Consider the following 24,072-nt stretch of genomic DNA (forward strand, 5'->3'; position numbering starts at 1 on the left):
ACATACGGGATGTTCGCGTGTTTGACACCTTGAGTGACCGCCTGTCCGGAATCTTCACCAAGCTCCGCGGCAAGGGCCGGCTCACCGACGCCGACATCGACGCCACCGCCCGCGAGATCCGCCTGGCGTTGCTGGAGGCGGACGTCGCGCTCCCGGTGGTGAAAGGCTTCATCGCGAACGTCAAGGAGCGGGCCCGCAGCGCGGAGGTCTCCCAGGCGCTCAACCCGGCCCAGCAGATCGTCAAGATCGTCAACGAAGAGCTGATCAACGTGCTCGGCGGCGAGGGCCGGCGGCTCCAGTTCGCCAAGCAGCCGCCGACCGTGATCATGCTGGCCGGCCTCCAGGGCTCCGGTAAGACCACCCTCGCCGGCAAGCTGGCCCGCTGGCTCAAGGCCCAGGGGCACCAGCCGCTGCTGGTCGCCGCCGACCTCCAGCGTCCCAACGCCGTCGGGCAGCTCCAGGTGCTCGGTGGCCGCGCCGGCGTCGAGGTGTACGCCCCGGAGCCCGGCAACGGCACCGGCGACCCGGTGCAGGTCGCCCGCGCCTCGATCGAGCACGCGAAGCGGGCCGCCCGGGACATCGTCATCGTCGACACCGCCGGCCGGCTCGGCATCGACGCCGAGATGATGCAGCAGGCCGCCGACATCCGCGACGCGGTCGACCCCGACGAGGTCATCTTCGTCATCGACGCGATGGTCGGCCAGGACGCGGTCCGCACCGCCGAGGCGTTCCGCGACGGCGTGGGCATCACCGGTGTGGTCCTGTCCAAGCTCGACGGCGACGCCCGGGGTGGTGCCGCGCTGTCGGTGCGGGAGGTCACCGGCCAGCCGATCCTGTTCGCCTCCACCGGTGAGAAGCTGGAGGACTTCGACGTCTTCCACCCCGACCGGATGGCCAGCCGGATCCTCGGCATGGGCGACGTCCTCACTCTGATCGAGCAGGCCGAGCAGGCCTTCGACACCGATCAGAAGGAGAAGATGACCGCCAAGCTGATGGGCGGCGAGCAGTTCACCCTGGAGGACTTCCTCGACCAGCTCATCGCGGTGCGGCGGATGGGCCCGATCGCCAACGTGCTGGCCATGATGCCCGGCATGGGGCAGATGAAGGACCAGCTCGCCGAGCTGGACGACAAGCACTTCGACCGGGTCACCGCGATCATCAGGTCGATGACCCCGGCCGAGCGGACCAACCCGAAGATCATCAACGGCTCCCGGCGGGCCCGTATCGCCGGTGGCTCCGGGGTCACCGTGATGGACGTCAACCAGCTGCTCAACCGCTTCGCCGACGCGCAGAAGATGATGAAGCAGATGGGCGGCATGATGGGCCTGCCCGGTGGGGGCCGGCGCAAGGCCACCAAGTCCCCGAAGAACAAGCGCAAGGGCACCAAGGGCGGCAACCGGCCGCGCAGCGGCGCGGGCGCCGGGCTGCCGGGCGGCTTCCCCGGTGGCATGCCGCAGCTCCCGCCGGGGATGGACCCGAACGACCTGGCGGGCGGCCAGGGGCTGCCGCCGGGCTTCAAGCTTCCGAAGATCGACTTCAACAAGCTCGGCAGGGGCGACAACCGGCCCCGCTGACGCGTGTCGATTACGGTGGGCGACGGGGTGGGCGCTTAGGGTGGTTCCGCCCCCTGGAAGGAGATGTCATGACCGCGGCCCCGATCCTGCCCGAACGGCACGAGTGGACGGTCGACGACCTCGGCGACCTGCCGAAGGACCTTCCGTACGAACTGATCAACGGAAGGTTGATCGTGCCGTCCCCCACTGCCCTGCATCAGGACCTGTGCGTCCGTCTGTTGCTCGCCGTCGAAGTCAACTGCCCGTCGGATCACCTCGTGAGTTTCGACCTGTCGATGCGGGTCGACCGCCGCAACGAGCCCCGGCCCGACGTGGTGGCGATCCACCGCCGGCACGCCGGGCGGTCGCCCGTCCCCGTCGAGGACGCCCTGCTGGCCGTGGAGGTGGTGTCACCCACCTCCACCTTCCGCGACATGTACGACAAGGCGAAGGTGTACGCGCACGCCGGGGTCCGCTCGTACTGGGTGGTCGACCCGCTCCAGGACCGGATCACGCTGACCGAGTACGCACTCGGTCCCGGCGGTCGCGACTACGAGCAGCTCACCCACACCGAGGACCTGTTCGTCACCGAACAGCCGTGGAAGGTCTCGGTCGACCTGCCGGCGCTGACCGCCCGGAAGAACGACCTGCTCGCCCCCGACGGGCCGTGATCGGGTAGGACTGTGCGCATGGCTCTGCATGTGCGCGGTGTGCTCCTGCCCGACGACGAGGTCCGGGACGTCTGGCTCGACGGCGACCGGGTCACCTTCGACCCGGTGCCCGACGCCGAGACGGTCGCCGACTCCGGGTTCGTGCTGCCCGGGCTGGTCGACGCCCACTGCCACCTCGGCATCGCCCGGGGTGCCACCCCGGTCACCTCCCTCGACCAGGCCCGCACGTTGGCCCGTACCGACCGGGACGCCGGGGTGCTCGCGCTGCGCGACGCCGGCTCGCCGTACCCGTACCCCGAACTCGACGACGAACCGGACCTGCCGCGACTGGCCCGCGCCGGGCGGCACGTCGCCCCGCCGAAGCGCTACCTGCGCGACATCGGCCTGGAGGTCGACGCGGCGGAGGTGACCGCGGCGGTCACCGCGCAGGCCGCCGCCGGCAACGGCTGGGTCAAGCTGGTCGGCGACTGGATCGACCGGGGCGTCGGCGACCTCGCGCCGGCCTGGGACGCCGACACGATGGCCGCCGCGGTGGCCGCCGCGCACGCCGCCGGGGTACGCGCGGCGGTGCACACGTTCAGCGAGTCGGCCGTGGAGATCATGGTGAAGGCCGGGGTGGACTCGGTGGAGCACGGCACCGGGCTGAGCCTCGACCTGATCGACCTGATGGCCCGGCAGGGCACGGCGCTGGTCCCCACGATGATCAACATTCGGACGTTCGGGGGCATCGCCGCCGCGGCCCGCCCCAAGTTCCCCGGCTACGCCGACCACATGATCGCCCTGCGCGACCGCTTCCCCGAGGTGGTGCGGGCCGCCCACGAGGCCGGGGTGCCGATCTACGTGGGCACCGACGCGGGCGGCGGCATCGACCACGGGCTGGCCGCCGAGGAGATGCTGCTGCTGCACGAGCAGGCCGGCATGCCCGCCGTGGACGTCCTCGCCGCCGCCTCCTGGCGGGCCCGGCAGTGGCTCGGCTTCCCCGGCCTGGTCGAGGGCGGCCTGGCGGACCTGGTCGTCTACCCCGAGGACCCGCGCCGCGACCTGCGGGTGGTCCGGACGCCCAGCCGGATCGTCCTGCGCGGCCGGGTGGTCCGCTGACCCCGGTCGGGCGGCGCGGGGCGCGGCAGCGCGCCCGATGACGCCGACGTCGGGCGGGGCGCATAGGATGTGCGGTCATGGCTCGCGTGCTCACTCCCCGTGCGGAGGACTTTCCCCGCTGGTACCAGGACCTGATCGCCAAGGCGAAGCTGGCCGACAACGGCCCGGTCCGGGGGACCATGGTCATCCGACCGGCCGGCTACGCCATCTGGGAGCGGATGCAGGCCGAGATGGACGCCCGGATCAAGGCGGCCGGCGCGGAGAACGCGTACTTCCCGTTGTTCATCCCGGAGAGCTACCTCAAGCGCGAGGCCGAGCACGTCGAGGGCTTCTCGCCGGAGCTGGCGGTGGTCACCCACGGTGGCGGCAAGCAGCTCGCCGAGCCGGTGGTGGTGCGCCCCACCAGCGAGACGGTGATCGGCGAGTTCATGGCCAAGTGGATCGACTCGTACCGGGACCTGCCGCTGCTGCTCAACCAGTGGGCGAACGTGGTCCGCTGGGAGCTGCGCCCCCGGGTCTTCCTGCGTACCAGCGAGTTCCTCTGGCAGGAGGGGCACACCGCGCACGCCACCCGTGAAGACGCCCGCGCCTACGCCCGCAAGATCCTGCACGAGGCGTACGAGGACCTGATGGTCAACGTGCTGGGCATCCCGGTGGTGGTCGGGCTGAAGACCGCCCGGGAGCGGTTCGCCGGGGCGACCGCCACCTACACCTGCGAAGGCATGATGGGCGACGGCAAGGCGCTGCAGCTCGGCACCAGCCACGAGCTGGGGCAGAACTTCGCCAAGGCGTTCGACATCAGCTACTCCTCGGCCGAGGGTGGCCGGGAGCACGCCTGGACGACCTCCTGGGGCACCTCCACCCGGATGCTCGGCGGGCTGATCATGGCGCACGGTGACGACAACGGGCTGCGGGTGCCGCCGAGGCTGGCCCCGATCCAGGCGTACGTCATGATCGTCAAGGCGGGCGACGGCGTCGGCGAGGCGGCGGCCAAGCTGCGTGACGCGCTGCGTGACGCCGGCGTCCGGGTCGCGCTCGACGACCGCACCGACACCGCGTTCGGCCGCCGGGCCGTCGACGCCGAGCTGCGCGGCTATCCGGTACGCGTCGAGGTCGGCCCCCGCGACCTGGCCGCCGGCAACGCGGTCGTGGTCCGGCGGACGGACGGCTCGAAGGCCCCCACCCCGGTCGCCGACGTGGTCGGCGCGGTCGTGGCCGCCCTGGAGGCCGACCAGCAGGCCCTGCACGACGAGGCGCTCGCCCACCGGCGGTCCCGCACCGTCGAGGTGTCCACCCTCGCCGAGGCGATCGAGGCGGCGGCCACCGGCTGGGCCATGGTGCCGTGGTCGGCCGTCGGCGTCGCGGGCGAGGCCGAGGCCAACGGTCAGGGAGTCACCGTCCGGTGCCTGCTGCGGGCCGACGGGTCCGTCCCGGACAACGAGGACGAGCCGGACCTGACCGCCATCCTGGCCCGCGCCTACTGAGCCGCCCCACGGTGGACCCCGGTCCGCCGACCCGGGTCGGCGGACCGTCCCTGCCGGCGGTGCCTCCCGTGCGCCGCCGGCTCGCCGGACCCGGCCCGGCGGCCCGGCCCGAGCCCCGGGACCGGCGCGCAAGTCCGTGCCCGGCCCGGCCGGAGCTCCGGGACCGGCCCGGCCCGAGCCCCGGGACCGGCGCGCAGGTCCGTGCAGAACTGTGGAGGTGTGGTGCGTTTCGAACCGGGTCAGCTGATCGTGCACCGCAACGTGCGGCACGGTCGGATCGGGTGGGTCCGACCGGCCCGGGTGGTGCTCGACGACGACCGGGGCCTGCTGCTCTGGGTGGCCCGGGACACGCCGGTGGCGCACGAGGTGTCCGAGGCGGGGCTGGGCATGCGGGCGATGCCGTTCACCGAGTGGATCACCTCGTCGTACCGGCTGGCCCGGGGCCGGTGGAACGGCCCGCCGCTGCTGAAGTTCCTACCCACCGGCGCGGCCCACTCGGTCTGGTTCTTCCGCGACGACCAGGACCGGTTCGCCGCCTGGTACGTCAACCTGGAGGAGCCGGGCGTCCGGTGGGCCGACGGGTCGCTCGCCGGGGTGGACATGGTCGACCAGGACCTGGACGTGGTGGTCCGGCCCGACCACAGCTGGCAGTGGAAGGACGAGGACGAGTTCACCGAGCGGCTCGCCTTCCCCGACCACTACTGGGTGACCGACGAGCGGGCCGTACGCGCGGAGGGGGAGCGGGTGATCGCCCTCGCCGAGGCGGGGACGTTCCCGTTCGACGGCACCTGGTGCGACTTCGTCCCGCCGGCCGACTGGACGCCCCCGACGGAGCTGCCGCCCGGCTGGGACCGCCCCCCCGTACGATGATTGTGACATGGCCCACTCCCGGCCGGGCTGCCCGCCGGGCCGGTGGGGTGGGCCGATGTGAGTGTTCGCCGGGTGATCTGGCAGAATGGTTCGCTGGTATCCGGCGCGCGTTCGGCGCCCTCTAACCCGGGCGCGTCGCCAGTCCATCGAGCAGTCTCCGGCCCAACCCCACTGTGCCGGTCGACGCTCACCCGTGCACCGCCCGTAGCCGGGTCGGTGAAATCGCAACAGGAGCGAAACAACTGTGGCCGTAAAGATCCGGCTCCTGCGGATGGGCAAGATCCGCAACCCGCAGTACCGCATCGTCATCGCGGACTCGCGCACCAAGCGTGACGGTCGCGCGATCGAGTTCGTGGGCGTCTACCAGCCGAAGGAAGACCCCTCGATCATCGAGGTCAAGTCGGAGCGGGTCCAGTACTGGCTCTCGGTCGGCGCGCAGCCGAGCGAGGCCGTCCAGCGTCTGCTGGAGCTGACCGGCGACTGGCAGAAGTTCAAGGGCCTGCCGGCCCCGCCGCCGCTCAAGGTCGCCGCCGAGCGCGCCGACCGCAAGGCGGCGTACGAGGCCGAGGCGAAGGCCGCCGCCGGCCTGGCCCCGGAGACCCCGGCCAAGCCGGCCCGCAAGGCCGCCAAGGCGGAGGCTCCGGCCGAGACCGAGGCGCCGAAGACCGAGGCTCCGGCCGAGGCCCCGGCTGCTGCTGCCGACGCCGGTGAGCAGGCCTGACATGCCGCTGCGTCCCGCCCTGGAGCACCTGGTCAAGGGAATCGTCGACCACCCGGACGACGTGCGCGTCCGCATGGTCGACTCCCGTCGGGGCAAGCGGCTGGAAGTCCGCGTGCACCCGGAGGATCTCGGCACGGTGATCGGGCGGTCCGGGCGGACCGCCAAGGCGCTGCGTCAGGTGATCGGCTCCATCGGTGGACGCGGGGTACGCGTCGACATCGTCGACTCGTACTGATGCTGCTCATCGTCGGCAGGATCGGCAAACCGCACGGCATCCGCGGTGAGGTCACCGTGGAGGTGCGGACCGACGAGCCCGAGGCGCGGTTCGCCCCCGGCGCGGTGCTGTGCACCGAGCCGGGGGCGACGCCCCGGGTGGCGGCACCGCGCCGGGGCGGAACCGAGCCGGCCGAGGCCGTCGTTCCCGGCGTGGCCTACGAGGTCCCCGCCGAGCTGACCATCGAGTCGGCCCGCTGGCACCAGGGGCGGATGCTGGTGGCCTTCGAGGGGGTGCTCGACCGGGAGACCGCCGAGGCGCTGCGCGGCACCCTGCTCGGGGTGGACAGCGCCTCCATCGCGCCGCCGGAGGACCCGGAGGAGTTCCACGACCACCAGCTGGTCGGCCTGGCCGTGGTCACCCCGGCCGGTGAGCACCTCGGCGAGGTGGCGAAGATCGACCACGCGCCCGCCTCCGACCTGCTCGTCCTGCGCCGCCCCCAGGGGGGCAGTGCGCTGATTCCGTTCGTCAAGGCGATCGTCCCGGAGGTCGATCTCGCCGGCGGACGCGTCGTCGTCGACCCGCCGGCCGGTCTGCTCGACCTCTAGCCGGAAGCCACCCACATGCGCGTCGACATCGTGTCGATCTTCCCGGAGTACTTCGCCCCGCTCGACCTGTCCCTGATCGGGCGGGCCCGGGAGCAGGGCCTGCTCCGGCTGGCCGTCCACGACCTGCGGGACTGGACCCACGACGTGCACCGTACGGTCGACGACACGCCGTACGGCGGCGGGCCCGGCATGGTGATGCGGCCCGAGCCGTGGGGTGAGGCGCTGGACGCGCTGGCCCCCGACGAGCTGGCCCCGGACGGCCTGACCCTGCCCCGGCTGCTGGTGCCCTCCCCGGCCGGTGCGCCGTTCACCCAGGCGATGGCGCACGAGCTGGCGGCCGAGTCGCACCTGCTCTTCGCCTGCGGCCGGTACGAGGGCATCGACCAGCGGGTGCTCGACCACGCGGCGACCCGGCTGAAGGTCACCGAGGTCTCGCTCGGCGACTACGTGCTCTTCGGCGGCGAGGTCGCGGTGCTGGTGATCCTGGAGGCGGTCACCCGGCTGCTGCCCGGGGTGCTCGGCAACGCCGGTTCGCTTGACGACGAGTCGCACGCGCACGGCCTGCTGGAAGCCCCGATGTACACCAAGCCGGCGAGCTGGCGGGGGTACGAGGTGCCCGACGTGCTCCGCTCGGGCGACCACGGGCGGATCGCCCGCTGGCGGCGCGACGAGGCGCTGACCCGGACGGCCCGCCGACGGCCCGACATGATCGCCGCGCTGTCCCCGGAGATCCTGGACAAAAGGGACGTGGCCGCGCTGGAGCGGGGTGGCTTCCCCCTGCCCCCGGGGGATATGGCAGAGTAGAGGGGTTGCCGCATCCGTCCACGCCGTGGGCGGCTGCGAGGATTCCCGACCGGGGTCGGCCCGCCGGCAACCACCCGGGGATCAGAATCACCCATCCGCGCACCGAGTGACGGTGCGCCGTGAGCATTACGAGGACGCAGCGATGAACATCCTGGACGCCCTTGACGCCCAGTCGAAGCGTACCGACATCCCCGACTTCCGGGCCGGTGACACCGTCAAGGTGCACGCGCGGGTCGTCGAGGGCAACCGGTCCCGGGTCCAGATCTTCCAGGGCGTCGTCATCCGCCGCCAGGGTGACGGCCTGCGCGAGACCTTCACGGTCCGCAAGGTCAGCTTCGGTGTGGGTGTGGAGCGGACGTACCCGCTCAACGGCCCGGGTATCGACCGGATCGAGGTCGTGACCCGTGGTGACGTGCGCCGGGCCAAGCTCTACTACCTGCGCGAGCTGCGCGGCAAGAAGGCCAAGATCAAGGAGAAGCGCGAGAAGCAGCCCAGCTGATCTCCGTTCGCCACGCCGCCTGACCTGCGCGGATGTCGTATCGACCAGAGCGCATTACGCTGATCGGTACGGGCGCAGACCGGCGGGTGACGTCGCGACGACAGATCGCGGCGCTCCGATCGTCCCTGCCGCCCGTGGGGCCTCGACGAGGCTCCCGGGCGGTAGTGTCGTTTCTGCGGACCGGGGAGTGGCGTGGTGCAGGTGCTTGACTCGAACGGCACAGCGGACCCGTGGCGTCGGCGGGCCCGCCCCGCCCGTCGGCAGATGCCCCTCTGGCAGGAGCTGCCACTGCTGTTGATCGTGGCCTTCTGCCTCGCGGTGCTGATCCGCACCTTCCTGCTCCAGGCCTTCTTCATCCCGTCCAGCTCGATGGAGGACACCCTCCTCATCGGCGACCGGGTCCTGGTCAACAAGGTCGTCTACGACATGCGGGACCCGCTGCGCGGTGAGGTCGTGGTGTTCCGGGGCACCGACAAGTGGGTCGCCCAGGAGAATCCCGTGCCGCCGACCGGTGCCGCCGGCAAGATCGGTCGCACCCTCGGCGACCTGGTCGGGGTGAGCCGCCCCGGCGAGAAGGACTTCATCAAACGGGTGATCGGGCTGCCCGGCGACCGGGTCAAGTGCTGCGACGACCAGGGCCGGGTCATGGTCAACGGCATCCCGCTCGACGAACCGTACGTGGTGCGGGACTCCCCGCTGGACGTCCCGCCGAACCCGAAGGAGTGCCGGTCCCGCCGGTTCGACGAGGTGGTCGTACCCCCGGGGCAGATCTTCGTGATGGGTGACCACCGGCTGGTCTCCCAGGACGCCCGCTGCCAGGGCCCGGTGCCGATCGACAACGTGGTCGGCCGGGCGTTCATGGTGGTGTGGCCGTCGTCGCGGTGGGCGTCGCTGCCGGTGCCGGCCACCTTCGCCAAGCTGTCCGACTCCGCCGCCGCGAACACCGCCCCGGCCCCGGTGCGGCCGACCCCGACCGGCGACGTGGTCCTGCTCCTTCCGGTCGCCGCCCTGCTCGCCGCCGTCACCCGGTCCGGGCGACGGGCATGGTCCCGCGACCCCGCCCGGCCCGGCGGTCGGGGCCGGTTCCGACCACGGGAACGGTGGCGACAGGCCGGGTGGCGGGAACACCTCCGGCGTTCCGGGCGGCCCGTTCGGCTCCGGCGACGTAGGCTCCACCCGTGATTGACGAGCAGACCGAAAAGCCGCGCAGCTCCTTCTGGAAGGAGCTGCCCATTCTCCTGGGCGTCGCGATCCTGGTGGCGGTGCTGGTCCGCGCATTCGTGCTGCAGACCTTCTTCATCCCGTCGCCGTCCATGGAGAACACCCTCAAGATCGACGATCGGGTGCTGGTCAACAAGCTGGTCTACGACTTCCGCTCACCACACCGGGGTGAGGTGGTGGTGTTCAAGGCGCCGACCGAGTGGAGCGGCAACCCCGACGGTGAGGACTTCATCAAGCGGGTGATCGGGGTCGGCGGCGACCACGTGGTCTGCTGCGACGCACAGGACCGGCTGACCATCAACGGCAAGTCCCTCGACGAGCCGTACATCTACTCCGCCAACGGCCAGCAGGACAAGCCCGCCGACCAGGAGTTCGACATCACCGTCCCGGCGGGGCGGCTCTGGGTGATGGGTGACCACCGCTCGGCCTCCGGGGACTCCCTGGAGCACTGGCAGCAGTCCGGCCGCAACATCGACAGCGCGACCATCCCCGAGGGGGAGGTCGTGGGTCGGGCCTTCACCGTGTTCTGGCCGTTCGACCGGGCCACCTGGCTCACCGTGCCGAAGTCGTTCGACGACATTCCCAACCCCTGACCGGCCGCGCCCGCCCCGGGCGTGGCCGACCGCCGGCACCGTCTGGCAGTCTGATGCGGTGACCGTCTTCCACCCCCGACGTGCGGCCCGCGTGCTGCTCGTCGACGCGCCCGGCCGGGTGCTCCTCTTCGAGGGCACCGACCCGGCCCGCCCGGGTCACCGGTACTGGTTCACCCCCGGCGGTGGGCTCACCCCGGGGGAGTCCCCGGCGGTCGGGGCCGCCCGGGAGTTGGCCGAGGAGACCGGGCTGCGGCTGACGCCGGCCGAGCTGGGCCGGTCAGTCCGCACCGAGACGATCGAGTTTCCCTTCGACGGCGTGTGGTACCGCCAGGAACAGGAGTTCTTCGTGGCCCGGGTACCCACCTGGGAGGTGGACACGGCCGGCTTCGACGCGATCGAGCGGGCCAGCGTCACCGGGCACCGCTGGTGGTCGGCGGCCGAACTGGCCGACACCGCCGAGCGGTGCTATCCCGCCGACCTGGCGGACCTGCTCATCCAGGTGCTGGCGGCGGCCCCCGCGTCGGAGGCGTCGTGCTGACCCCGCCGCGCACGGTGGTGCGCCGCGACGGTGGGCTCTACGCGCTGGAACGGGCCTTGCAACGGCGCGGATTCCGGCACGTCGCGGGCGCGGACGAGGCTGGCCGGGGGGCCTGCGCCGGCCCGCTGGTGGCCGCCGCCGCGGTGCTGCCCGAGGGGCGACGCGGCGAGATCGAGGGACTTGCCGACTCCAAGCTGCTCACCCCGGCCAGCCGGGAGCGGGTGTACGCCGAGGTCGTCGCCCGAGCCCTGGCGTACGCGGTGGTGGTCGTCCCGGCCGAGGAGGTCGACGCCCGGGGGCTGCACGTGTGCAACCTCGCCGCGATGCGCCGGGCCCTGGCCTCGCTGACCACCCGCCCCGAGTACGTGCTCACCGACGGTTTCGGGGTGGACGGGCTGGACGTGCCGGGGCTGGCGGTCTGGAAGGGCGACCGGGTGGCGGCCTGCGTGGCGGCGGCCAGCGTACTGGCCAAGGTCACCCGGGACCGGATCATGGTGGAGCTGGACGGACGTCACCCGGGCTACGGCTTCGCCGAGCACAAGGGGTACGTCACGGCCGAGCACACCGAGGCGCTGCGCGAGCGGGGTCCCTGCGTGGAGCACCGGTTCTCGTACGTCAACGTGGCCGCCGTCGCGGGCCGGGAGGGGACCCCGCCCCGGGCCCGCCGGCCACTCGGCGCAGCCGCTCCCGAGCCGATGGAGCGCTCGGGCCGGACAGGGGGTACCGTCGGCGTGGCGTTGGGCGAGCAGCCGCGGCCTCCGGCACCGGTGGGGGAAGATGTGGTCATGGAAGGCGGAGTGCGATGAGCGCGGAAGATCTCGAAAAGTACGAGACCGAGATGGAGCTGCAGCTCTACCGGGAGTACCGCGACATTGTCCGTCAGTTCTCCTACGTGGTGGAGACGGAACGCCGCTTCTACCTGGCCAACCAGGTGGACCTGCACGTGCGCAACTCCGACGGCGAGGTCTACTTCGAGGTCGAGATGCACGACGCCTGGGTGTGGGACATGTACCGTCCCGCCCGCTTCGTCAAGAACGTCCGGGTGATGACGTTCAAGGACGTCAACGTCGAGGAGCTGGAGAAGCCCGACATCTCGCTGCCGGCCGACTCGGGCTTCGGTAGCTGACCCCCGCCCCCGCGTCGGCCGCCCACCGGCGACGTCGGGCCGGGACCGGGCCACCTCACTCCGCGACGACGAGCACGTCCACCCGCTGGACGAGGTTGTTGGCGAACCCACCCCGGTTCCACGGCTGCTCCACCGGCTGGGTACGCCCCGACGCGTCGGTCGCCCGGGCCCCCAGCGCGTAGCGGCCGGGCTGCGGCGTCCACTCGTACCGCCAGCGTCGCCACGACCACCCGCCGCCGGCCGGCGGGTCCAGGGTGGCCGGTGACCAGCTCGCCCCGCCGTCGGTGGTCACCTCCACCGCCACCACCGGCCCGTACCCCGACCAGGCGCGTCCGTCCACCGTGCACGGCCCCGGCCGCAGCACCCGGGACCGGGACATGAAGTCCGGGAAACCCGGCGGCCGGACCAGCGCCCGGGGCTCGATCCGGGTCACCGGCACCCCCGGATCGTCGGCGTCGCGCCGCAGCCGGTAGGCCACCGCGTTCTGGTAACCGTCGAACTCCCGGGTCAGCACGCTGATCGTGCGCAGCCACTTGACGTGCGCCATGCCGTACCAGCCGGGGACGATCAGCCGCAGCGGCGCGCCGTGCTGGGGCAGCAGGGGAGCGCCGTTCATCTCGTACGCCAGCAGCACCTCGTCGCGCAGCGCGTCGTCGACCGGCAGGGCCCGCTGGTAGTCCTGCTCCACCCCGCGCTCCACGCCGTGGTCGGCGCCGGTGAACACCACGTCCACCGCGTCGGGCGCGATCCCGGCCTCGCGGAGCAGCGGCGCCAGCGGGGTGCCGGTCCACTCGGCGTTGCCCACCGCCTCCACCAGCCACGGCTGGCTGACCGGGCGGGGGTGCAGCAACGCCCGGCCGTTGCCGGCGCACTCCAGCGTCACCCGGTGGGTCACCCGGGGGCGTTCCCGGAGCTCGGCCAGCCCGAGCCGGAGCGGCCGGTCCACCGCCCCGTCCACGGTCAGCGCGTGGGCCGCCGGGTCGAGGTCGGGAATGTCGTAGTGGATGAGCAGGTAGTGCAGGCCGGCCGGGGTGACGTCGTACCGCAACGCTTCCAGCGGTATGCCGTGGTTGCGGGCGGCCAACCGGAGTTCCTCCGCGCTGATCCCCTCGTCCGCCCCGGCGACCCGCGAGGGCCGGCTCACGTCGTCCATGGTGGTCATCGGTGGCCTCCCGGTCCGCGCCGCACTGCGATCCCGTCAGCCTAGACCGGTCGGCCGGCCGGCACCGTCGTCGTTCCGCCCGGCGGCGGCCGGCATAACAGATCCACCGGCCCGACGGGCGTTTTCCACAGCCCGTCCCCTCATCCACAGCGGACACCAGGTGCGCGGCACCACGCGGGCGACCCCGGCATGCTGCGGTGATGCGCACAGGACTACGGCAGGTGACGGCCCTCGGGGTCGCCGTGCTCGTGTTCGGCCCGCACTGGTTCCCCGGCCGGCCGACCCCGCCACGATCCGCCCCGGTCCGGGCCGCGCCCGCAGCGGCGTTCCGGTGGCCGCTCGACGGCCCGCCCCGACCGGTACGCCGGTTCGACCCGCCGCCGCTGCCGTGGCTCGCCGGCCACCGGGGCGTGGACCTCGCCGCCGTGCCCGGTGCCACCGTCCGGGCCGCCGGCGCCGGCACGGTGCTCTTCGCCGGCATGGTCGCCGGCCGACCGGTGGTCACCGTCGGCCACCCGCAGGGGCTGCGGACCACCTACGAGCCGGTACGTCCCCGGGTGCACACCGGTGACGTGGTGGCGGCCGGCACCCCTCTGGGCGTGCTGCTGGCCGGGCACCCGGGCTGCCCCGCGACGGCCGCACCGGCCGGCGACTGCCTGCACTGGGGGGCCCGACGCGGTCCGGAATACCTCGACCCGCTGGCCCTGCTCGGGCTCGGCCGGGTCCGCCTGCTGCCGGTGACGGCCGACCTCAGCCTCGGCCCCGGTGCCACCGTCGCCGCCGGCTTCCGCCCGGCCCCTGACGCCGCTGCGGACCGCCGTCCGGCCACCGGCGGTGCTCCCGACGACGCCGGCCGGCCCACAGGCATCGGCGACCGCCGGCGGTGGGGTGCCGGGCCGGACGGGGCCGCCCGGCGGGACGACGCGGCACCCTGCCGGTGCGGTCGGCGCTCCGCCGGCCTCGGCTCAGCCCCGCCCGGCCAGCAACGTCGGCAGCCGGGCCGCCAGCCGCTCGTACTCGTCGGGGGTGTTGTAGACCTGCCCGCACAGCCGCAGCCAACCCCGCCCGTGCCAGGCCATCACCGCCACCTCGGTGGCGAGACGATCGGCGATCCGGCCGCGCAGGGTGGCGGCCTCCTCCAGGGTGCCGGCTACGCCCGGCGGCAACGGCACGATCCGCATCGCCACCCCCGGCCCGCCCGGGTCGGGCAGGTCGGCCGGGGGCACCCCGAGCGCCTCCCCGACCACCCGCTGCCCGTACGCCGCCAGTGCGGCGTTGTGCGCCCGGACCCGCTCGACGCCGAGGCTGCGCAACGCGTAGAGACCGGCCGGGGCGCTCAACCAACTCGTGTAGTCGAGGGTGGCCTGCCACTCGACGTTGCCCGGAAAACCCTCGGCCTGCTGCCAGGACACCACCAACGGCTCGATCCGCGTCCGCCACGACGGGGCGACGACCAGCACGGCGGTGCCGCGCGGGGCGAACCCCCACTTGTGCAGGTTGCCCACCCAGAAGTCGGCCCCGATCGCGTCGACCTGCACCGGCAGCATCCCGGGCACGTGGGCCGCGTCCACCAGCACCGGGATGCCGTGTTCCCGGGCCACCGCCACCAGCGCGGCGACCGGCAGCACCCGGGCGGTGGCCGAGGTGAGCTGGTCGACCAGCAGCAACCGGGTACGCCCCGGACGCAGGCCGGCCCGGACGATCTCCACGATCTGCGCGTCGGTGGCCGACCGGGGCAGGTGCAAGGCACGGGTGGTCGCGCCCGTCCGGCGGCACTCCCTGGCCACGGAGTAGTTCACCGCGCCGTACCCGTGATCGGTGCCGAGCACCTCGTCGTCGGGGCGCAGGCCGAGCGACTGGAGGACCACGGCCACCCCCGTCGTGGTGTTGCCGACCAGGGCGGTGCCCTCCGGATCGGCACCGAGGAAGGTGGCCAGGTGCCGCCGGGTGTGGGCGAGCCGGTCGATCAGCGCCATCCCGAAGAAGCGCTGCGGGTTGGCTTCCATCTCGTCGCGCAGCCGCTGCTGGGTGCGCTGCACGCTGAGCGGCACCGCTCCGAACGCACCGTGGTTGAGGTAACTGACCGAGGGATCGAGGGTGAAGAGCAGTCGGGCCCCGGGAATCGACTCGGGCGGCGTCGGGACGCTCATCGGGCGATCGTAGCCCGCATGCCGCCGGGCGGCCGGACCGATCGTCACCGGTCACCGCACCTCACCGACGGCGTGGCCGCACGACTCCCCGGGCGGGCCGGCGCCGGCCCCGGAGGGCGGTCAGGCCCGGGGATGGGCCTGCCGGTAGGCGGCGCGGAGTCGTTCCACCGACACGTGGGTGTAGATCTGGGTGCTCCCCAGGGACGAGTGCCCCAGCAGCTCCTGCACCGCCCGCAGGTCGGCCCCGCCGTCCAACAGGTGGGTGGCCGCCGAGTGCCGCAGCCCGTGCGGGCTGGTCGGCGGTAGCCCGGCGGCCCGCGCGTACCCCGCCACGATCCGCCGCGCCGTCGTCGGGTGCAGCCGCCCGCCCCGGGCACCGAGGAACAGGGCCCGCCCGGAGTCCGGGCCGGCCAGTTCGGGCCGACCGGCCGCCAACCACCTGTCGACCGCCCGCTGCGCCGGCAGCCCGTACGGGACCGTCCGTTCCCGGTTGCCCTTGCCGAGGACCCGGATCACCCGACGTTCCCGGTCGATGTCCGTGGTGTCCAGACCGCACACCTCACTGATCCGCGCGCCGGTCGCGTAGAGCAGTTCGAGCAGCGCCCGGTCACGTACCAGGACCGCCTCCTCCGCCGGGTCCAGCTCCGGGGTGGCCCCGCCGGTGGTCGGGTCGGACGGTGTCCCGGCGGGGGGAGCGTCGGGTAGCGCGGCGGGAGGCACGTCGCGTCCCGGGGTGGTGGGCCGGTCGTGTCCCGGGGTGGTGGGCCGGTCCCGGCCCTGGGTGGTGGGCCGGTTGCGGCCCGGGCTCTCCACGAGGGTGGCGACCTGGTCGGCGCGGAGCACCACCGGTAGCTCCCGACGCGTCTTCGGGGTGGCCAGCGGCGCGGCCACGTCCGTCGCCAGGAGACCGGACCGGTGGGCCCAGCCGCTGAAGGTACGTGCCGCGGCGGCCTGTCGCGCCGACGAGCTGGACGCCGCGCCGGTGGTCCGCTGCTTAGCCAGCCAACTCCGCAACACGCCCAGATCCAGGTCGGCGGGGGCTGTGCAACCCATCCGGACCGCGTGGTCGAGCAGCGAGACCAGGTCGGCGACGTACGCCCGGACGGTGTGTGCGGAGCGGTTGCGTACCTGCGCCAGGTGCACGGCGAATCCGTCGACCGCGTCCCGCATGGCCGGCGGTAGTGCCTGGTGGGTGGCCCGGGTCCCCGGCCCGCGACTACTCATCGCACTGCCATCGCCGAGGTCGCCCGGCGGCAACTGCCGGGGTCGACGGTTGACGACCTGCGACCGACCACTCGTCCGGGTTCACCGGCCCAGCCTACGGACGCCGACAGGAAACACCGCCGACCGGACGACCCGCCGGCCCCGGCTGGCTGCCCAACGGTGGACGGCCTGCCGGAGGAGTCGGGTGGACGGCCGGTGGGCGTGGGGGTACTCGGGCCGTGGTCCGGCCGGCGGCGGGAGCGGGTCAGGCGAACGCGTTGGCCACGGCGACGCGGGCCGGGTCCGGGTCGGCCCAGCTCCAGTTCGGGTGGGCGCGGTTGGTCAGCAGCACCAGCACCCGACGACGGTCCGGTTGGACCAGGAACGACGTGCCGGTGAACCCGGTGTGTCCGAAGGTGGTGGGCCGGGCGAGCCTGCCCATGAACCAGGGCTGGTTGAGCACCACCCCGAGGCCGTGGTCGGAGGTGCGGTTCGGCCGGTCCGGGTCGACGGCGGGCAACCCGGTGTTGGCGTTGCGCAGCATCCGGGCGACGGTGCTCTCGGCGAGGATCCGCTTCCCGCCGTAGCTGCCGCCGTCGAGCAGGAGCTGCCCGATGACCGCGACCTCCTCGGCGGTGGCGAAGATGCCGGCATGGCCGGCGATGCCGCCGAGGTGGTTGGCGACGTCGTCGTGCACCACGCCCCGCAGCAGTCCCCGTGAGGACCGGGCGTCGGTGGCGACCAGGCGGTTGGCCCGGTCGGCCGAACCGAGCCAGGTGTTGGGGTTGAAGCCGGTCCACCGTAGCCCGAGTGGTTCGGTCAGGTTGGTCTTCAGGGCCCGGTCGAGACTGAGCCCGGTGACCTTCTCGACGATCTTGCCGGCCACCATCAGCCCGACGCTGGAGTAGCGGAAGACCGTGCCCGGGGTGGCTCCGGTGACCAGCGGCGTGGCCAGCACCGCCTGCCAGCGCTGCGCCATCGTCGAGTAGCCGGTCACCTTCGCGCCGACCGGCAGGCCGCTGGTGTGGGCGAGCAGCATCGCCACGGTGACGGCGGACTTGCCGGTGCCGGTGAACCCGGGCAGGTAGCGCACCACCGGCGCGTCCAGGTCGATCCGCCCACTGTCGACCTGTTGCAGGGTGAGGATCGCGGTGTAGACCTTGGTGAGTGAGGCCAGGTCGAAGATCGAGTCGGGCCGCATGGCGACCCGCTTCGCGGCCGGCAGCAGCACCGGCCCGGCGTCGTAGCGCAGCGCCTCACCGACCGCCAGGTGGTCGGTCGGCTCACCGTCGGTCGTCGCCAGCACCACCGCTCCGGCGTACGTCGGGTGCTTCGGGTTCTCGGTGGTGGGCTGCAGGTAGCGCTGGAGCGCCACGGTGAGGGTGCGCGGCTTTCTGGTCGCGGTCGGGGCGGCCCCCCGGGCGGCGGCCCCCGGTCGGCCGGCAGCCGCCGCACCCTGGCCGCCCTGCGAGCCGTCACCGGGGGCGGGGGTGGCCCAGGAGCCGGCCGGCCCGGTGGACGGGTGCCGCGCGCAGCCGGTCAGCCCGAGGGCGGCGGCGAACCCGAGACCGAGGACGGAACGACGGGGAATCGACACGGCAGCGATCATCGCATCCGAACCCGTCCACCGGGGTGGCACCTTCAGGTGGCATCCGTCGCCTCCGCCTCCGCCTCAGCGCGACGGTGGCCTGGTGAGGGCGTAGCCGTCGTCGCGGCGGGCCACCAGGCCCAATTCCTCCAGCAGAGCGAGTTTGCGTAGCGCCGTCCGGACCGGAACGCCGGCCCGGGCGGCCAGCACGTCCGCGCCGACCGTGCCACGTCGGGGCATCGACTCGCGCAGCATGGTCGCCTCGTCGTCGAGGACGTCGGTCGGGCGGGCCGCACCCCGGGCGGGTGGTGCCAGGTCGACCCCGATCCGCCCCACCTCCTCCAGCACGTGGGCGAGCCCGGTGACGAGCCGGGTGTCCCCGTACTCGCGCAGCAGTTCGTGCGCGCCGACGGACAGCGCCGAGGTGACCGGGCCGGGCACCACCATCGAGGGGCGTCGGAGGGCGATCGCCCGGTGCATGGTCTGGGCCGCGCCGCTGCGGGCCGCCGCCTCGACCAGCACGCTGCCCCGGGTCCCGGCGGCGATCACCCGGTTGCGGATCAGGAAACGGGGACGCAACGGCTCCGCGCCCGGCAGCCATTCGCTGACCAGCAGGCCGGTCTCGGCGATCCGGTCGAAGAGCGCCGAGTTGCCCATCGGGTAGGGCCGGTCCACCCCGCAGGCCAGCACCGCCACCGTCACCCCACCGGCGTTCAACGCGCCCCGGTGGGCGGCGGCGTCGATGCCGAACGCGCCGCCGGAGACCACCGTCCACCCCCGGTCGGCCAGGCCGTATCCGAGCTCGGTGGCGACGTGTGAGCCGTACCCGGTGGCGGCCCGTGCGCCGACCACCGCGACCGAGCGGTCCAGCACCTCGGCCAGCGGCCACCCGCCGCGTATCCACAGGCACAGCGGTGGGGCGGTCTCCCGGTCGACCTTACGGCTCGCCCCGGGCAGTTCGAGCCCTTCCAGGTCACCCAGTGGAGCGGGCCACTCGTCGTCGGCAGGACAGACGATCCGCGCGCCGAGCCGGTCGGCGAGCGCCACCGCCCCGGCCGCCACCGTCCTGGGATCGCCGGCGTCCAGCCGGGCCGCCACCGTCGCCCGCAAACCGTCGTCGGGCGCACCGCCGTCGAGCAGCAACTCCAGGGTGGCCACCGCACCCAGCCGGTCCACCAGGCGGTACACCGACCGGGTGCCCGGCTCGGCGAGCCAGGTGAGCGCCACCCGGGCGTGCAGGTCCTCGATGCTGGTCACGCTTCTTCCCCCGTTCTGAGGCCGATGGCCTCCCGGACGTCCTCCTGATCGGGCCGGGTCCGACCGTCGAGGTCGGCGATCGTCCAGGCGAGCCGGATGATCCGGTCGAAGCCCCGGGCCGAGAGCGAACCCCGGTCGAGTCGACCGCGTAATTCGGCGGTGGCCCGGGCGGCGAGCCGCCACGGTGGGCGGCGCAGCAGCGGGCCGGGCACCTCCGCATTGAGCCGGTGGCCGACCGTGGCCCACCGTTCGGCGGCGGCCCCGCGCGCCGCCGCCACCCGGGCGGCGACCGCCGCCGACGGCTCACCGTCGGGGTCGGTGCCCATCAGTTCCGCCGCCCGTACCGGCAGCACCCGGACCTGTACGTCGATCCGGTCGAGCAGGGGACCGGAGAGCCGGCCGAGATACCGCCGGCGGGCCAGTGGGCTGCACTCGCAGAGCGTGTCGCCGCCGGGCCGGGCGCAGGGGCAGGGATTGGCGGCCAGCACCAACTGCACCCGGGCCGGGTAGCGGGTGCCGCCCCGGGCCCGGGTCAGGTGCACCTGCCCGCTCTCCAGCGGTTGGCGCAACGCCTCCAGGGCGGCCTTGCTGAACTCGGCGGCCTCGTCGAGGAAGAGCACGCCCCGGTGCGCCAGCGACACCGCACCCGGCCGGGCCAGTCCCGAGCCACCGCCGACGAGGGACGCCACGGTGGCCGAGTGGTGTGGTGCCTGGAACGGTGGACGACGCAGCAGCCGCCCGTCCGGCGGCAGGGTGCCGGCGATCGAGTGCAGCGCGGTCACCTCCAGCGCGGCGGCGTCGTCGAGTTCCGGCAGGATCGACGGCAACCGCTCGGCGAGCATCGTCTTGCCGGCACCGGGTGGCCCCAGCAGGGAGAGGTGGTGTCCGCCGGCCGCCGCCACCTCCACCGCGCGTCGGCCCAGGCCCTGCCCGGCGACGTCGGCGAGATCCGGCCCGGCCGCCGCCTCGGCGGGGGCGGGGGCCGGTGGTTTGAGCAGCGGCGTCCCGTCTCGGATGAAGGCCACCAGCCGGTGCAGCGTGTCGACGGCGCGGACCCGTACCCCGGGGATCACCGCCGCCTCCGCCGCGTTCCCCACCGGTACGACCACCCGGTCCAGCCCGGCGCGCACGGCGGCGGTGACCATCGGCAGTACGCCACGAACCGGCCGGACCGTCCCGTCGAGCCCCAACTCACCGAGCACCACCACCCCCTCCACCGGCAGCAGCGGCAGCTCACCGGCGGCACCGAGCAGGGCGACCGCGATGGCCAGGTCGAAGGCCGAGCCGTACTTGGGCAGCGTGGCGGGCAGCAGGTTGAGGGTGATCCGGCGGTTGGGCCAGCGCTGCCCCGAGTTGACCACGGCCGCGCGGACCCGGTCCCGTGCCTCGTGCAGGGCGGTGTCCGGCAGCCCGGAGATGACGACCGCGGGCAGCCCGGGGGAGAGGTCCGCCTCGACCTCGACCAGGTGGCCGGTGACACCGACCAGGCCCACCCCGAGCACCTTGGCGTAGCTCACCCCGCCACCCCCGCCCGGACTCGCCGGCCCTCGTCCTGGTGCCCGCCGGCCATCAGAAGGCCCCCTTGAGATGCTCGACCCGGGCCGGACCGGCGGTTGGCAGCCGGACCGACAGGACGTCGAAGCGGACCTCGTCGGCGGTGGTCCCGGTCTCGGCCAACCAGCGCACGGCGAGCCCGCGCAACCGCCGGGCCTTGGCCGGGACGATCGCCTCGGCGGGACTGCCGTAGGTGTCCCCCCGGCGGGTCTTCACCTCGCAGAAGGCGAGGACCGGGCCGTCCCAGGCGATGACGTCGATCTCGCCCGCGCGGCAGCGCCAGTTGCGGGCCACCGGGCGCAGCCCGGCCCCGATCAGATGGCGTACGGCGCACCGCTCGCCGTACGCGCCGATCGCCTGGTTCCGGTTGGTCATGGCGGTCAGCGTCCGGGTGGGGACGGGCGGGACGCGACCCCCGTCGCCCCGGCTGTGGACAACCCGGCGGCCTGTGGACGACCGGACGATCAAGGCCCCGACGTGCTAAGGACATCCGGATACGCCCTGCTCGGGGTCGGTTCGACCGCCGGGGATGATCGACCCGATCGGTCCTGTCGAGCGGTCCGACCTGCGAATGGCGTCGGACGGGTCGGTCGCATACCGTGCCGGACGTGGACGCACGACGGAGCTACCCCGAAGATCAGGAGTCGCGCTGGTACCCGGCCGGCCGGGACCGGGCGTACGACGACCCGGACTGGCGGACGGCGAGTGGGGTGCGCCGGTACGACGAGCTGCGGACACCCGACCAGCGGGCTGCCGAGGAGGGGCGGTACGCGGACGCGAACCGCCTCGACCCGGGACGCTTCGACGCGGCCGACCCGTTGGGTGACGGCGCGGGCGACTCCGCCGGGTACCGGCCGACCCGGCTCCGTCGGGACGAACCGGAGGTATCCGGCGAACTCCCCACCGACCGGGTGGGTCGACGGGCCGCCCGGGAGTCCGGTGTCGGCGACTCCGGGCCGCTCGGGGACACCGGCACGGGAGCGCTCGGCGGCTCGCCCCGGGGCATCGGCGACACCGGCACCGGCCGGCTGGCCGACAGCGGCCTGGGACGGAGTGTGGCGGACACCGGCACCGGCCGCCTGACGGACGCCGGCCTGGGGCGGAGTGTGGCGGACACCGGCACGGGCCGGTTGGGCGACACCGGCCTGGGGCGGAGCGTGGGTGACACCGGGAGCGGTCCGCTCGGCGCACCCCGGTCGAGCGGCGACACCGGCGTCGGGGCGCTCGGTGGCCTCCCGGTGCGGGGTGCCGGTGGCACCGGGGCCGGCCTGCTGACCGGCACCGGGGTGGACCGGGGCGTCGGCGACCCGGGCCGGTCGGGCGGTGCCGGTCGGCTCGGCGCGGCTGACGGCGGCACCGGTCGGTTCGCCGCCGACTCCGGTGTGCTGGGGGTCAGCGGGGTCGGCCCGCTGGCCGGCTCCGAGGCGGGTCGACCGGCGGCACTGGGCAACTATCCGATCGTCGAGCCGAACCGGCCGGCCGAGCCCTCCCCGCTGGAGGTGCCGACCGGCCCGATGGCGCCGGTCGTGCCCCGCCCGGACGGCGTGGCCGGCCCCGACGGGGCGTACCGGACGGGCGCGCCGGCCTCCGACGGCGTCTACCGGACCCGGCGGCCGGCGCTGGCGGCGCTGCTGGGCCTGTCGGTGCTGGTCTTCGAGATCCCGGCGCTGCGGGTGCTGCTGCACGGACTGACCGGCGATCCGGTCCCGGTGGCGCACGTCGTCGTGGGCGTCTTCCTGGTGCTCGGTTTGCCGATCTTCGCCGGCGGCCTGTACGGGCTGCGGGCCGGCGGGCTGGCGATGGCCGACGGCGACCGGGGCTGGCTGCGCCCACCGACCGCCTATCTCACCATCGGGTTGGTCCTCTTCGTCGCCGCCGCCCTCGCTGCCCGCTGACCCGCCCACCGGCAGCTCCCGTCGCCGCTGACCCGCCTACCGGGGCTTTCGCCGTCCGCTGACCCGTGCGCCAGCCTGCTGGGCCGTGGGTGGCCGCATCGTGGCCGCCCCCCGTCCCGGGACCGTCCGTGCGCCGGAGGGGAGCCCGGGGCCGGGTGGCGGGGTGGGGGCGTACACTGGGCTCTTGGCGACCGCCTTGCGCGGTCGACCTCGCGTGCCCTCTCCACGTCTCGTCGTGGGGCGACGGCCTCCCTGGTCCCGATCTCGTCGGGCCCACCATGGCCGGCGACCAGGCGCCAGGACGCCCGGCCACCGGTCGGGCGGAACAACCAGGGATCTTGAGGAGTACCCCACCATGGCCGTCGTGACCATGCGTCAGCTGCTGGAGAGCGGTGTCCACTTCGGGCACCAGACCCGGCGCTGGAACCCGAAGATGAAGCGCTTCATCATGACCGAGCGCAACGGCATCTACATCATCGACCTGCGCCAGACCCTCGACTACATCGAGAAGGCGTACGACTTCGTGCGCAACACGGTGGCCGAGGGCGGCAGCATCCTGTTCGTCGGCACCAAGAAGCAGGCTCAGGAGGCCATCTCCGAGCAGGCGACCCGGGTCGGTCAGCCGTACGTCAACCACCGCTGGCTCGGTGGCATGCTGACCAACTTCCAGACGGTGTACAAGCGGCTCCAGCGGATGAAGGAGCTGGAGGCGCTGGGTGACCTGACCGGCACCGCCGCCGGGTACACCAAGAAGGAGACCCTCCAGCTGTTCCGCGAGAAGACCAAGCTCACCAAGACCCTCGGTGGTCTGCGGGACATGCAGAAGCTCCCGGCCGCGGTCTGGATCGTCGACACCAAGAAGGAGCACATCGCCGTCGACGAGGCCCGCAAGCTGGGCATCCCGGTGATCGCGGTGCTGGACACCAACTGTGACCCGGACGAGGTCGACTTCCCGATCCCGGGCAACGACGACGCGATCCGCTCCGCCGAGCTGCTGACCAAGGTCGTGGCCGCCGCCGTCGCCGACGGCCTGATCGCCCGTTCCGGCCGGCGTCGCGGTGGCGACGAGAAGCCGGAGGCGGGTCAGGTCGGCAGCGACGAGCCGCTGGCCGAGTGGGAGCGCGAGCTGCTGGAGCCGAAGAAGGCCGACGAGCAGCCGGCGGCCGAGGCTCAGCAGCCGGCTGCCGACGCGCAGCCGCCGGCCGAGCAGCCGGCCACCGCCGCCGCCGAGTGACCGCACCGTCGCGTCCCGCCGCCCGGACG

General features: G+C 73.7%; 23 protein-coding genes and 2 pseudogenes. 18 read left to right on the forward strand and 7 right to left on the reverse strand.

Annotation, left to right across the window (positions count from 1 at the left end; all coding sequences use genetic code 11):
* Window positions 1-17 precede the first annotated feature (17 nt).
* The 15 genes and pseudogenes from ffh (at window position 18) to ACN268_RS28950 (ending at window position 12,000) form a co-directional block, all read left to right on the forward strand.
* On the forward strand, window positions 18-1,574 hold the full coding sequence (ffh, locus tag ACN268_RS28880) for a signal recognition particle protein (protein WP_204956862.1): 1,557 nt from the start codon (window positions 18-20) through the stop codon (window positions 1,572-1,574).
* Window positions 1,575-1,642: 68 nt separating this feature from the next.
* On the forward strand, window positions 1,643-2,224 hold the full coding sequence (locus ACN268_RS28885) for a Uma2 family endonuclease (protein WP_363789939.1): 582 nt from the start codon (window positions 1,643-1,645) through the stop codon (window positions 2,222-2,224).
* Window positions 2,225-2,242: 18 nt separating this feature from the next.
* Window positions 2,243-3,322, forward strand: coding sequence for an amidohydrolase family protein (locus ACN268_RS28890; protein WP_421486154.1), 1,080 nt, complete (start codon window positions 2,243-2,245; stop codon window positions 3,320-3,322).
* Window positions 3,323-3,399: 77 nt separating this feature from the next.
* Window positions 3,400-4,806 (forward strand): proline--tRNA ligase, encoded by a 1,407-nt coding sequence (gene proS, locus ACN268_RS28895; RefSeq protein ID WP_421486156.1) that lies wholly within the window; start codon window positions 3,400-3,402, stop codon window positions 4,804-4,806.
* A 222-nt stretch (window positions 4,807-5,028) separates the two neighbouring features.
* Window positions 5,029-5,676, forward strand: a complete 648-nt coding sequence (locus tag ACN268_RS28900; RefSeq protein ID WP_421486158.1) for a DUF402 domain-containing protein — start codon at window positions 5,029-5,031, stop codon at window positions 5,674-5,676.
* Between the two features lie 244 nt (window positions 5,677-5,920).
* The gene (rpsP, locus tag ACN268_RS28905) at window positions 5,921-6,397 is read left to right on the forward strand and encodes a 30S ribosomal protein S16 (protein ID WP_204923824.1); all 477 of its coding nucleotides are present in this window, start codon (window positions 5,921-5,923) and stop codon (window positions 6,395-6,397) included.
* Window positions 6,372-6,632, forward strand: coding sequence for an RNA-binding protein (locus ACN268_RS28910; RefSeq protein ID WP_172862164.1), 261 nt, complete (start codon window positions 6,372-6,374; stop codon window positions 6,630-6,632). The genes rpsP and ACN268_RS28910 overlap by 26 nt, the downstream gene beginning before the upstream one ends.
* A gap of 2 nt (window positions 6,633-6,634) precedes the next feature.
* On the forward strand, window positions 6,635-7,219 hold the full coding sequence (gene rimM, locus ACN268_RS28915; protein WP_421487022.1) for a ribosome maturation factor RimM: 585 nt from the start codon (window positions 6,635-6,637) through the stop codon (window positions 7,217-7,219).
* Between the two features lie 15 nt (window positions 7,220-7,234).
* Entirely contained in the window at window positions 7,235-8,023 is a 789-nt protein-coding gene (gene trmD, locus ACN268_RS28920; protein ID WP_421486160.1) for a tRNA (guanosine(37)-N1)-methyltransferase TrmD, read from the forward strand.
* A gap of 142 nt (window positions 8,024-8,165) precedes the next feature.
* Window positions 8,166-8,522: a 50S ribosomal protein L19 gene (rplS, locus tag ACN268_RS28925; protein ID WP_088646705.1), complete on the forward strand. Its 357-nt coding sequence runs from the start codon at window positions 8,166-8,168 to the stop codon at window positions 8,520-8,522.
* 192 nt (window positions 8,523-8,714) lie between these two features.
* Window positions 8,715-9,536 (forward strand): annotated as a pseudogene (lepB, locus tag ACN268_RS28930) (signal peptidase I); the annotation flags it as partial.
* Window positions 9,537-9,700: 164 nt separating this feature from the next.
* A complete protein-coding gene (gene lepB / locus ACN268_RS28935) occupies window positions 9,701-10,336 on the forward strand; it encodes a signal peptidase I (RefSeq protein WP_421486162.1) in 636 nt (211 codons plus the stop codon).
* Window positions 10,337-10,394: 58 nt separating this feature from the next.
* Entirely contained in the window at window positions 10,395-10,874 is a 480-nt protein-coding gene (locus tag ACN268_RS28940; protein WP_421486163.1) for an NUDIX hydrolase, read from the forward strand.
* Window positions 10,868-11,680 carry a ribonuclease HII gene (locus ACN268_RS28945; protein ID WP_421486165.1) on the forward strand — a complete coding sequence of 271 codons (813 nt, stop codon included), beginning with the start codon at window positions 10,868-10,870 and terminating at the stop codon, window positions 11,678-11,680. The genes ACN268_RS28940 and ACN268_RS28945 overlap by 7 nt, the downstream gene beginning before the upstream one ends.
* Window positions 11,677-12,000: a DUF2469 domain-containing protein gene (locus ACN268_RS28950; RefSeq protein WP_011905215.1), complete on the forward strand. Its 324-nt coding sequence runs from the start codon at window positions 11,677-11,679 to the stop codon at window positions 11,998-12,000. The genes ACN268_RS28945 and ACN268_RS28950 overlap by 4 nt, the downstream gene beginning before the upstream one ends.
* Window positions 12,001-12,055: 55 nt before the next feature.
* On the opposite strand, the gene ACN268_RS28955 is transcribed toward ACN268_RS28950, so the two are convergent.
* Entirely contained in the window at window positions 12,056-13,162 is a 1,107-nt protein-coding gene (locus ACN268_RS28955; RefSeq protein ID WP_421486166.1) for a sulfite oxidase, read from the reverse strand.
* 200 nt (window positions 13,163-13,362) lie between these two features.
* Here ACN268_RS28955 and ACN268_RS28960 point away from each other — a divergent pair.
* Window positions 13,363-13,917, forward strand: a pseudogene (locus ACN268_RS28960) (murein hydrolase activator EnvC family protein); the annotation flags it as partial.
* A 210-nt stretch (window positions 13,918-14,127) separates the two neighbouring features.
* Here ACN268_RS28960 and ACN268_RS28965 read toward each other — a convergent pair.
* From ACN268_RS28965 to ACN268_RS28990, 6 genes are all read right to left on the reverse strand, one after another.
* On the reverse strand, window positions 14,128-15,312 hold the full coding sequence (locus ACN268_RS28965; RefSeq protein ID WP_421486167.1) for an aminotransferase class V-fold PLP-dependent enzyme: 1,185 nt from the start codon (window positions 15,310-15,312) through the stop codon (window positions 14,128-14,130).
* A 120-nt stretch (window positions 15,313-15,432) separates the two neighbouring features.
* Window positions 15,433-16,536: a tyrosine recombinase XerC gene (locus ACN268_RS28970; protein ID WP_421486168.1), complete on the reverse strand. Its 1,104-nt coding sequence runs from the start codon at window positions 16,534-16,536 to the stop codon at window positions 15,433-15,435.
* Window positions 16,537-16,780: 244 nt separating this feature from the next.
* Window positions 16,781-18,112: a serine hydrolase domain-containing protein gene (locus ACN268_RS28975; protein WP_421486170.1), complete on the reverse strand. Its 1,332-nt coding sequence runs from the start codon at window positions 18,110-18,112 to the stop codon at window positions 16,781-16,783.
* Between the two features lie 75 nt (window positions 18,113-18,187).
* On the reverse strand, window positions 18,188-19,360 hold the full coding sequence (locus ACN268_RS28980; RefSeq protein WP_421486171.1) for a DNA-processing protein DprA: 1,173 nt from the start codon (window positions 19,358-19,360) through the stop codon (window positions 18,188-18,190).
* On the reverse strand, window positions 19,357-20,877 hold the full coding sequence (locus tag ACN268_RS28985) for a YifB family Mg chelatase-like AAA ATPase (RefSeq protein ID WP_421486172.1): 1,521 nt from the start codon (window positions 20,875-20,877) through the stop codon (window positions 19,357-19,359). The genes ACN268_RS28980 and ACN268_RS28985 overlap by 4 nt, the downstream gene beginning before the upstream one ends.
* Before the next feature lie 52 nt (window positions 20,878-20,929).
* Window positions 20,930-21,289, reverse strand: coding sequence for a YraN family protein (locus ACN268_RS28990; RefSeq protein WP_421486174.1), 360 nt, complete (start codon window positions 21,287-21,289; stop codon window positions 20,930-20,932).
* Window positions 21,290-21,522: 233 nt separating this feature from the next.
* Between ACN268_RS28990 and ACN268_RS28995 the strand changes: the two genes are divergently transcribed.
* Together ACN268_RS28995 and rpsB are read left to right on the forward strand one after the other, a co-directional pair.
* Window positions 21,523-22,809: a hypothetical protein gene (locus ACN268_RS28995; RefSeq protein WP_421486176.1), complete on the forward strand. Its 1,287-nt coding sequence runs from the start codon at window positions 21,523-21,525 to the stop codon at window positions 22,807-22,809.
* A 355-nt stretch (window positions 22,810-23,164) separates the two neighbouring features.
* Entirely contained in the window at window positions 23,165-24,043 is an 879-nt protein-coding gene (rpsB, locus tag ACN268_RS29000) for a 30S ribosomal protein S2 (RefSeq protein WP_421486178.1), read from the forward strand.
* Window positions 24,044-24,072 lie beyond the last annotated feature (29 nt).

The sequence above is a fragment of the Micromonospora sp. WMMD735 genome (assembly GCF_049178995.1).
Taxonomy (GTDB): Bacteria; Actinomycetota; Actinomycetes; order Mycobacteriales; family Micromonosporaceae; genus Micromonospora; species Micromonospora wenchangensis.

Bases quoted from the DNA above. Each gene is read 5' to 3' on its own strand.
- ACN268_RS28890 (WP_421486154.1), top strand. From the start codon at position 2,243: ATGGCTCTGCATGTGCGCGGTGTGCTCCTGCCCGACGACGAGGTCCGG.
- ACN268_RS28885 (WP_363789939.1), top strand. From the start codon at position 1,643: ATGACCGCGGCCCCGATCCTGCCCGAACGGCACGAGTGGACGGTCGAC.
- proS (WP_421486156.1), top strand. From the start codon at position 3,400: ATGGCTCGCGTGCTCACTCCCCGTGCGGAGGACTTTCCCCGCTGGTAC.
- ACN268_RS28990 (WP_421486174.1), bottom strand. From the start codon at position 21,289: ATGACCAACCGGAACCAGGCGATCGGCGCGTACGGCGAGCGGTGCGCC.
- ACN268_RS28955 (WP_421486166.1), bottom strand. From the start codon at position 13,162: ATGACCACCATGGACGACGTGAGCCGGCCCTCGCGGGTCGCCGGGGCG.
- ACN268_RS28950 (WP_011905215.1), top strand. From the start codon at position 11,677: ATGAGCGCGGAAGATCTCGAAAAGTACGAGACCGAGATGGAGCTGCAG.
- trmD (WP_421486160.1), top strand. From the start codon at position 7,235: ATGCGCGTCGACATCGTGTCGATCTTCCCGGAGTACTTCGCCCCGCTC.
- rplS (WP_088646705.1), top strand. From the start codon at position 8,166: ATGAACATCCTGGACGCCCTTGACGCCCAGTCGAAGCGTACCGACATC.
- rpsB (WP_421486178.1), top strand. From the start codon at position 23,165: ATGGCCGTCGTGACCATGCGTCAGCTGCTGGAGAGCGGTGTCCACTTC.
- ACN268_RS28970 (WP_421486168.1), bottom strand. From the start codon at position 16,536: ATGAGTAGTCGCGGGCCGGGGACCCGGGCCACCCACCAGGCACTACCG.
- ACN268_RS28965 (WP_421486167.1), bottom strand. From the start codon at position 15,312: ATGAGCGTCCCGACGCCGCCCGAGTCGATTCCCGGGGCCCGACTGCTC.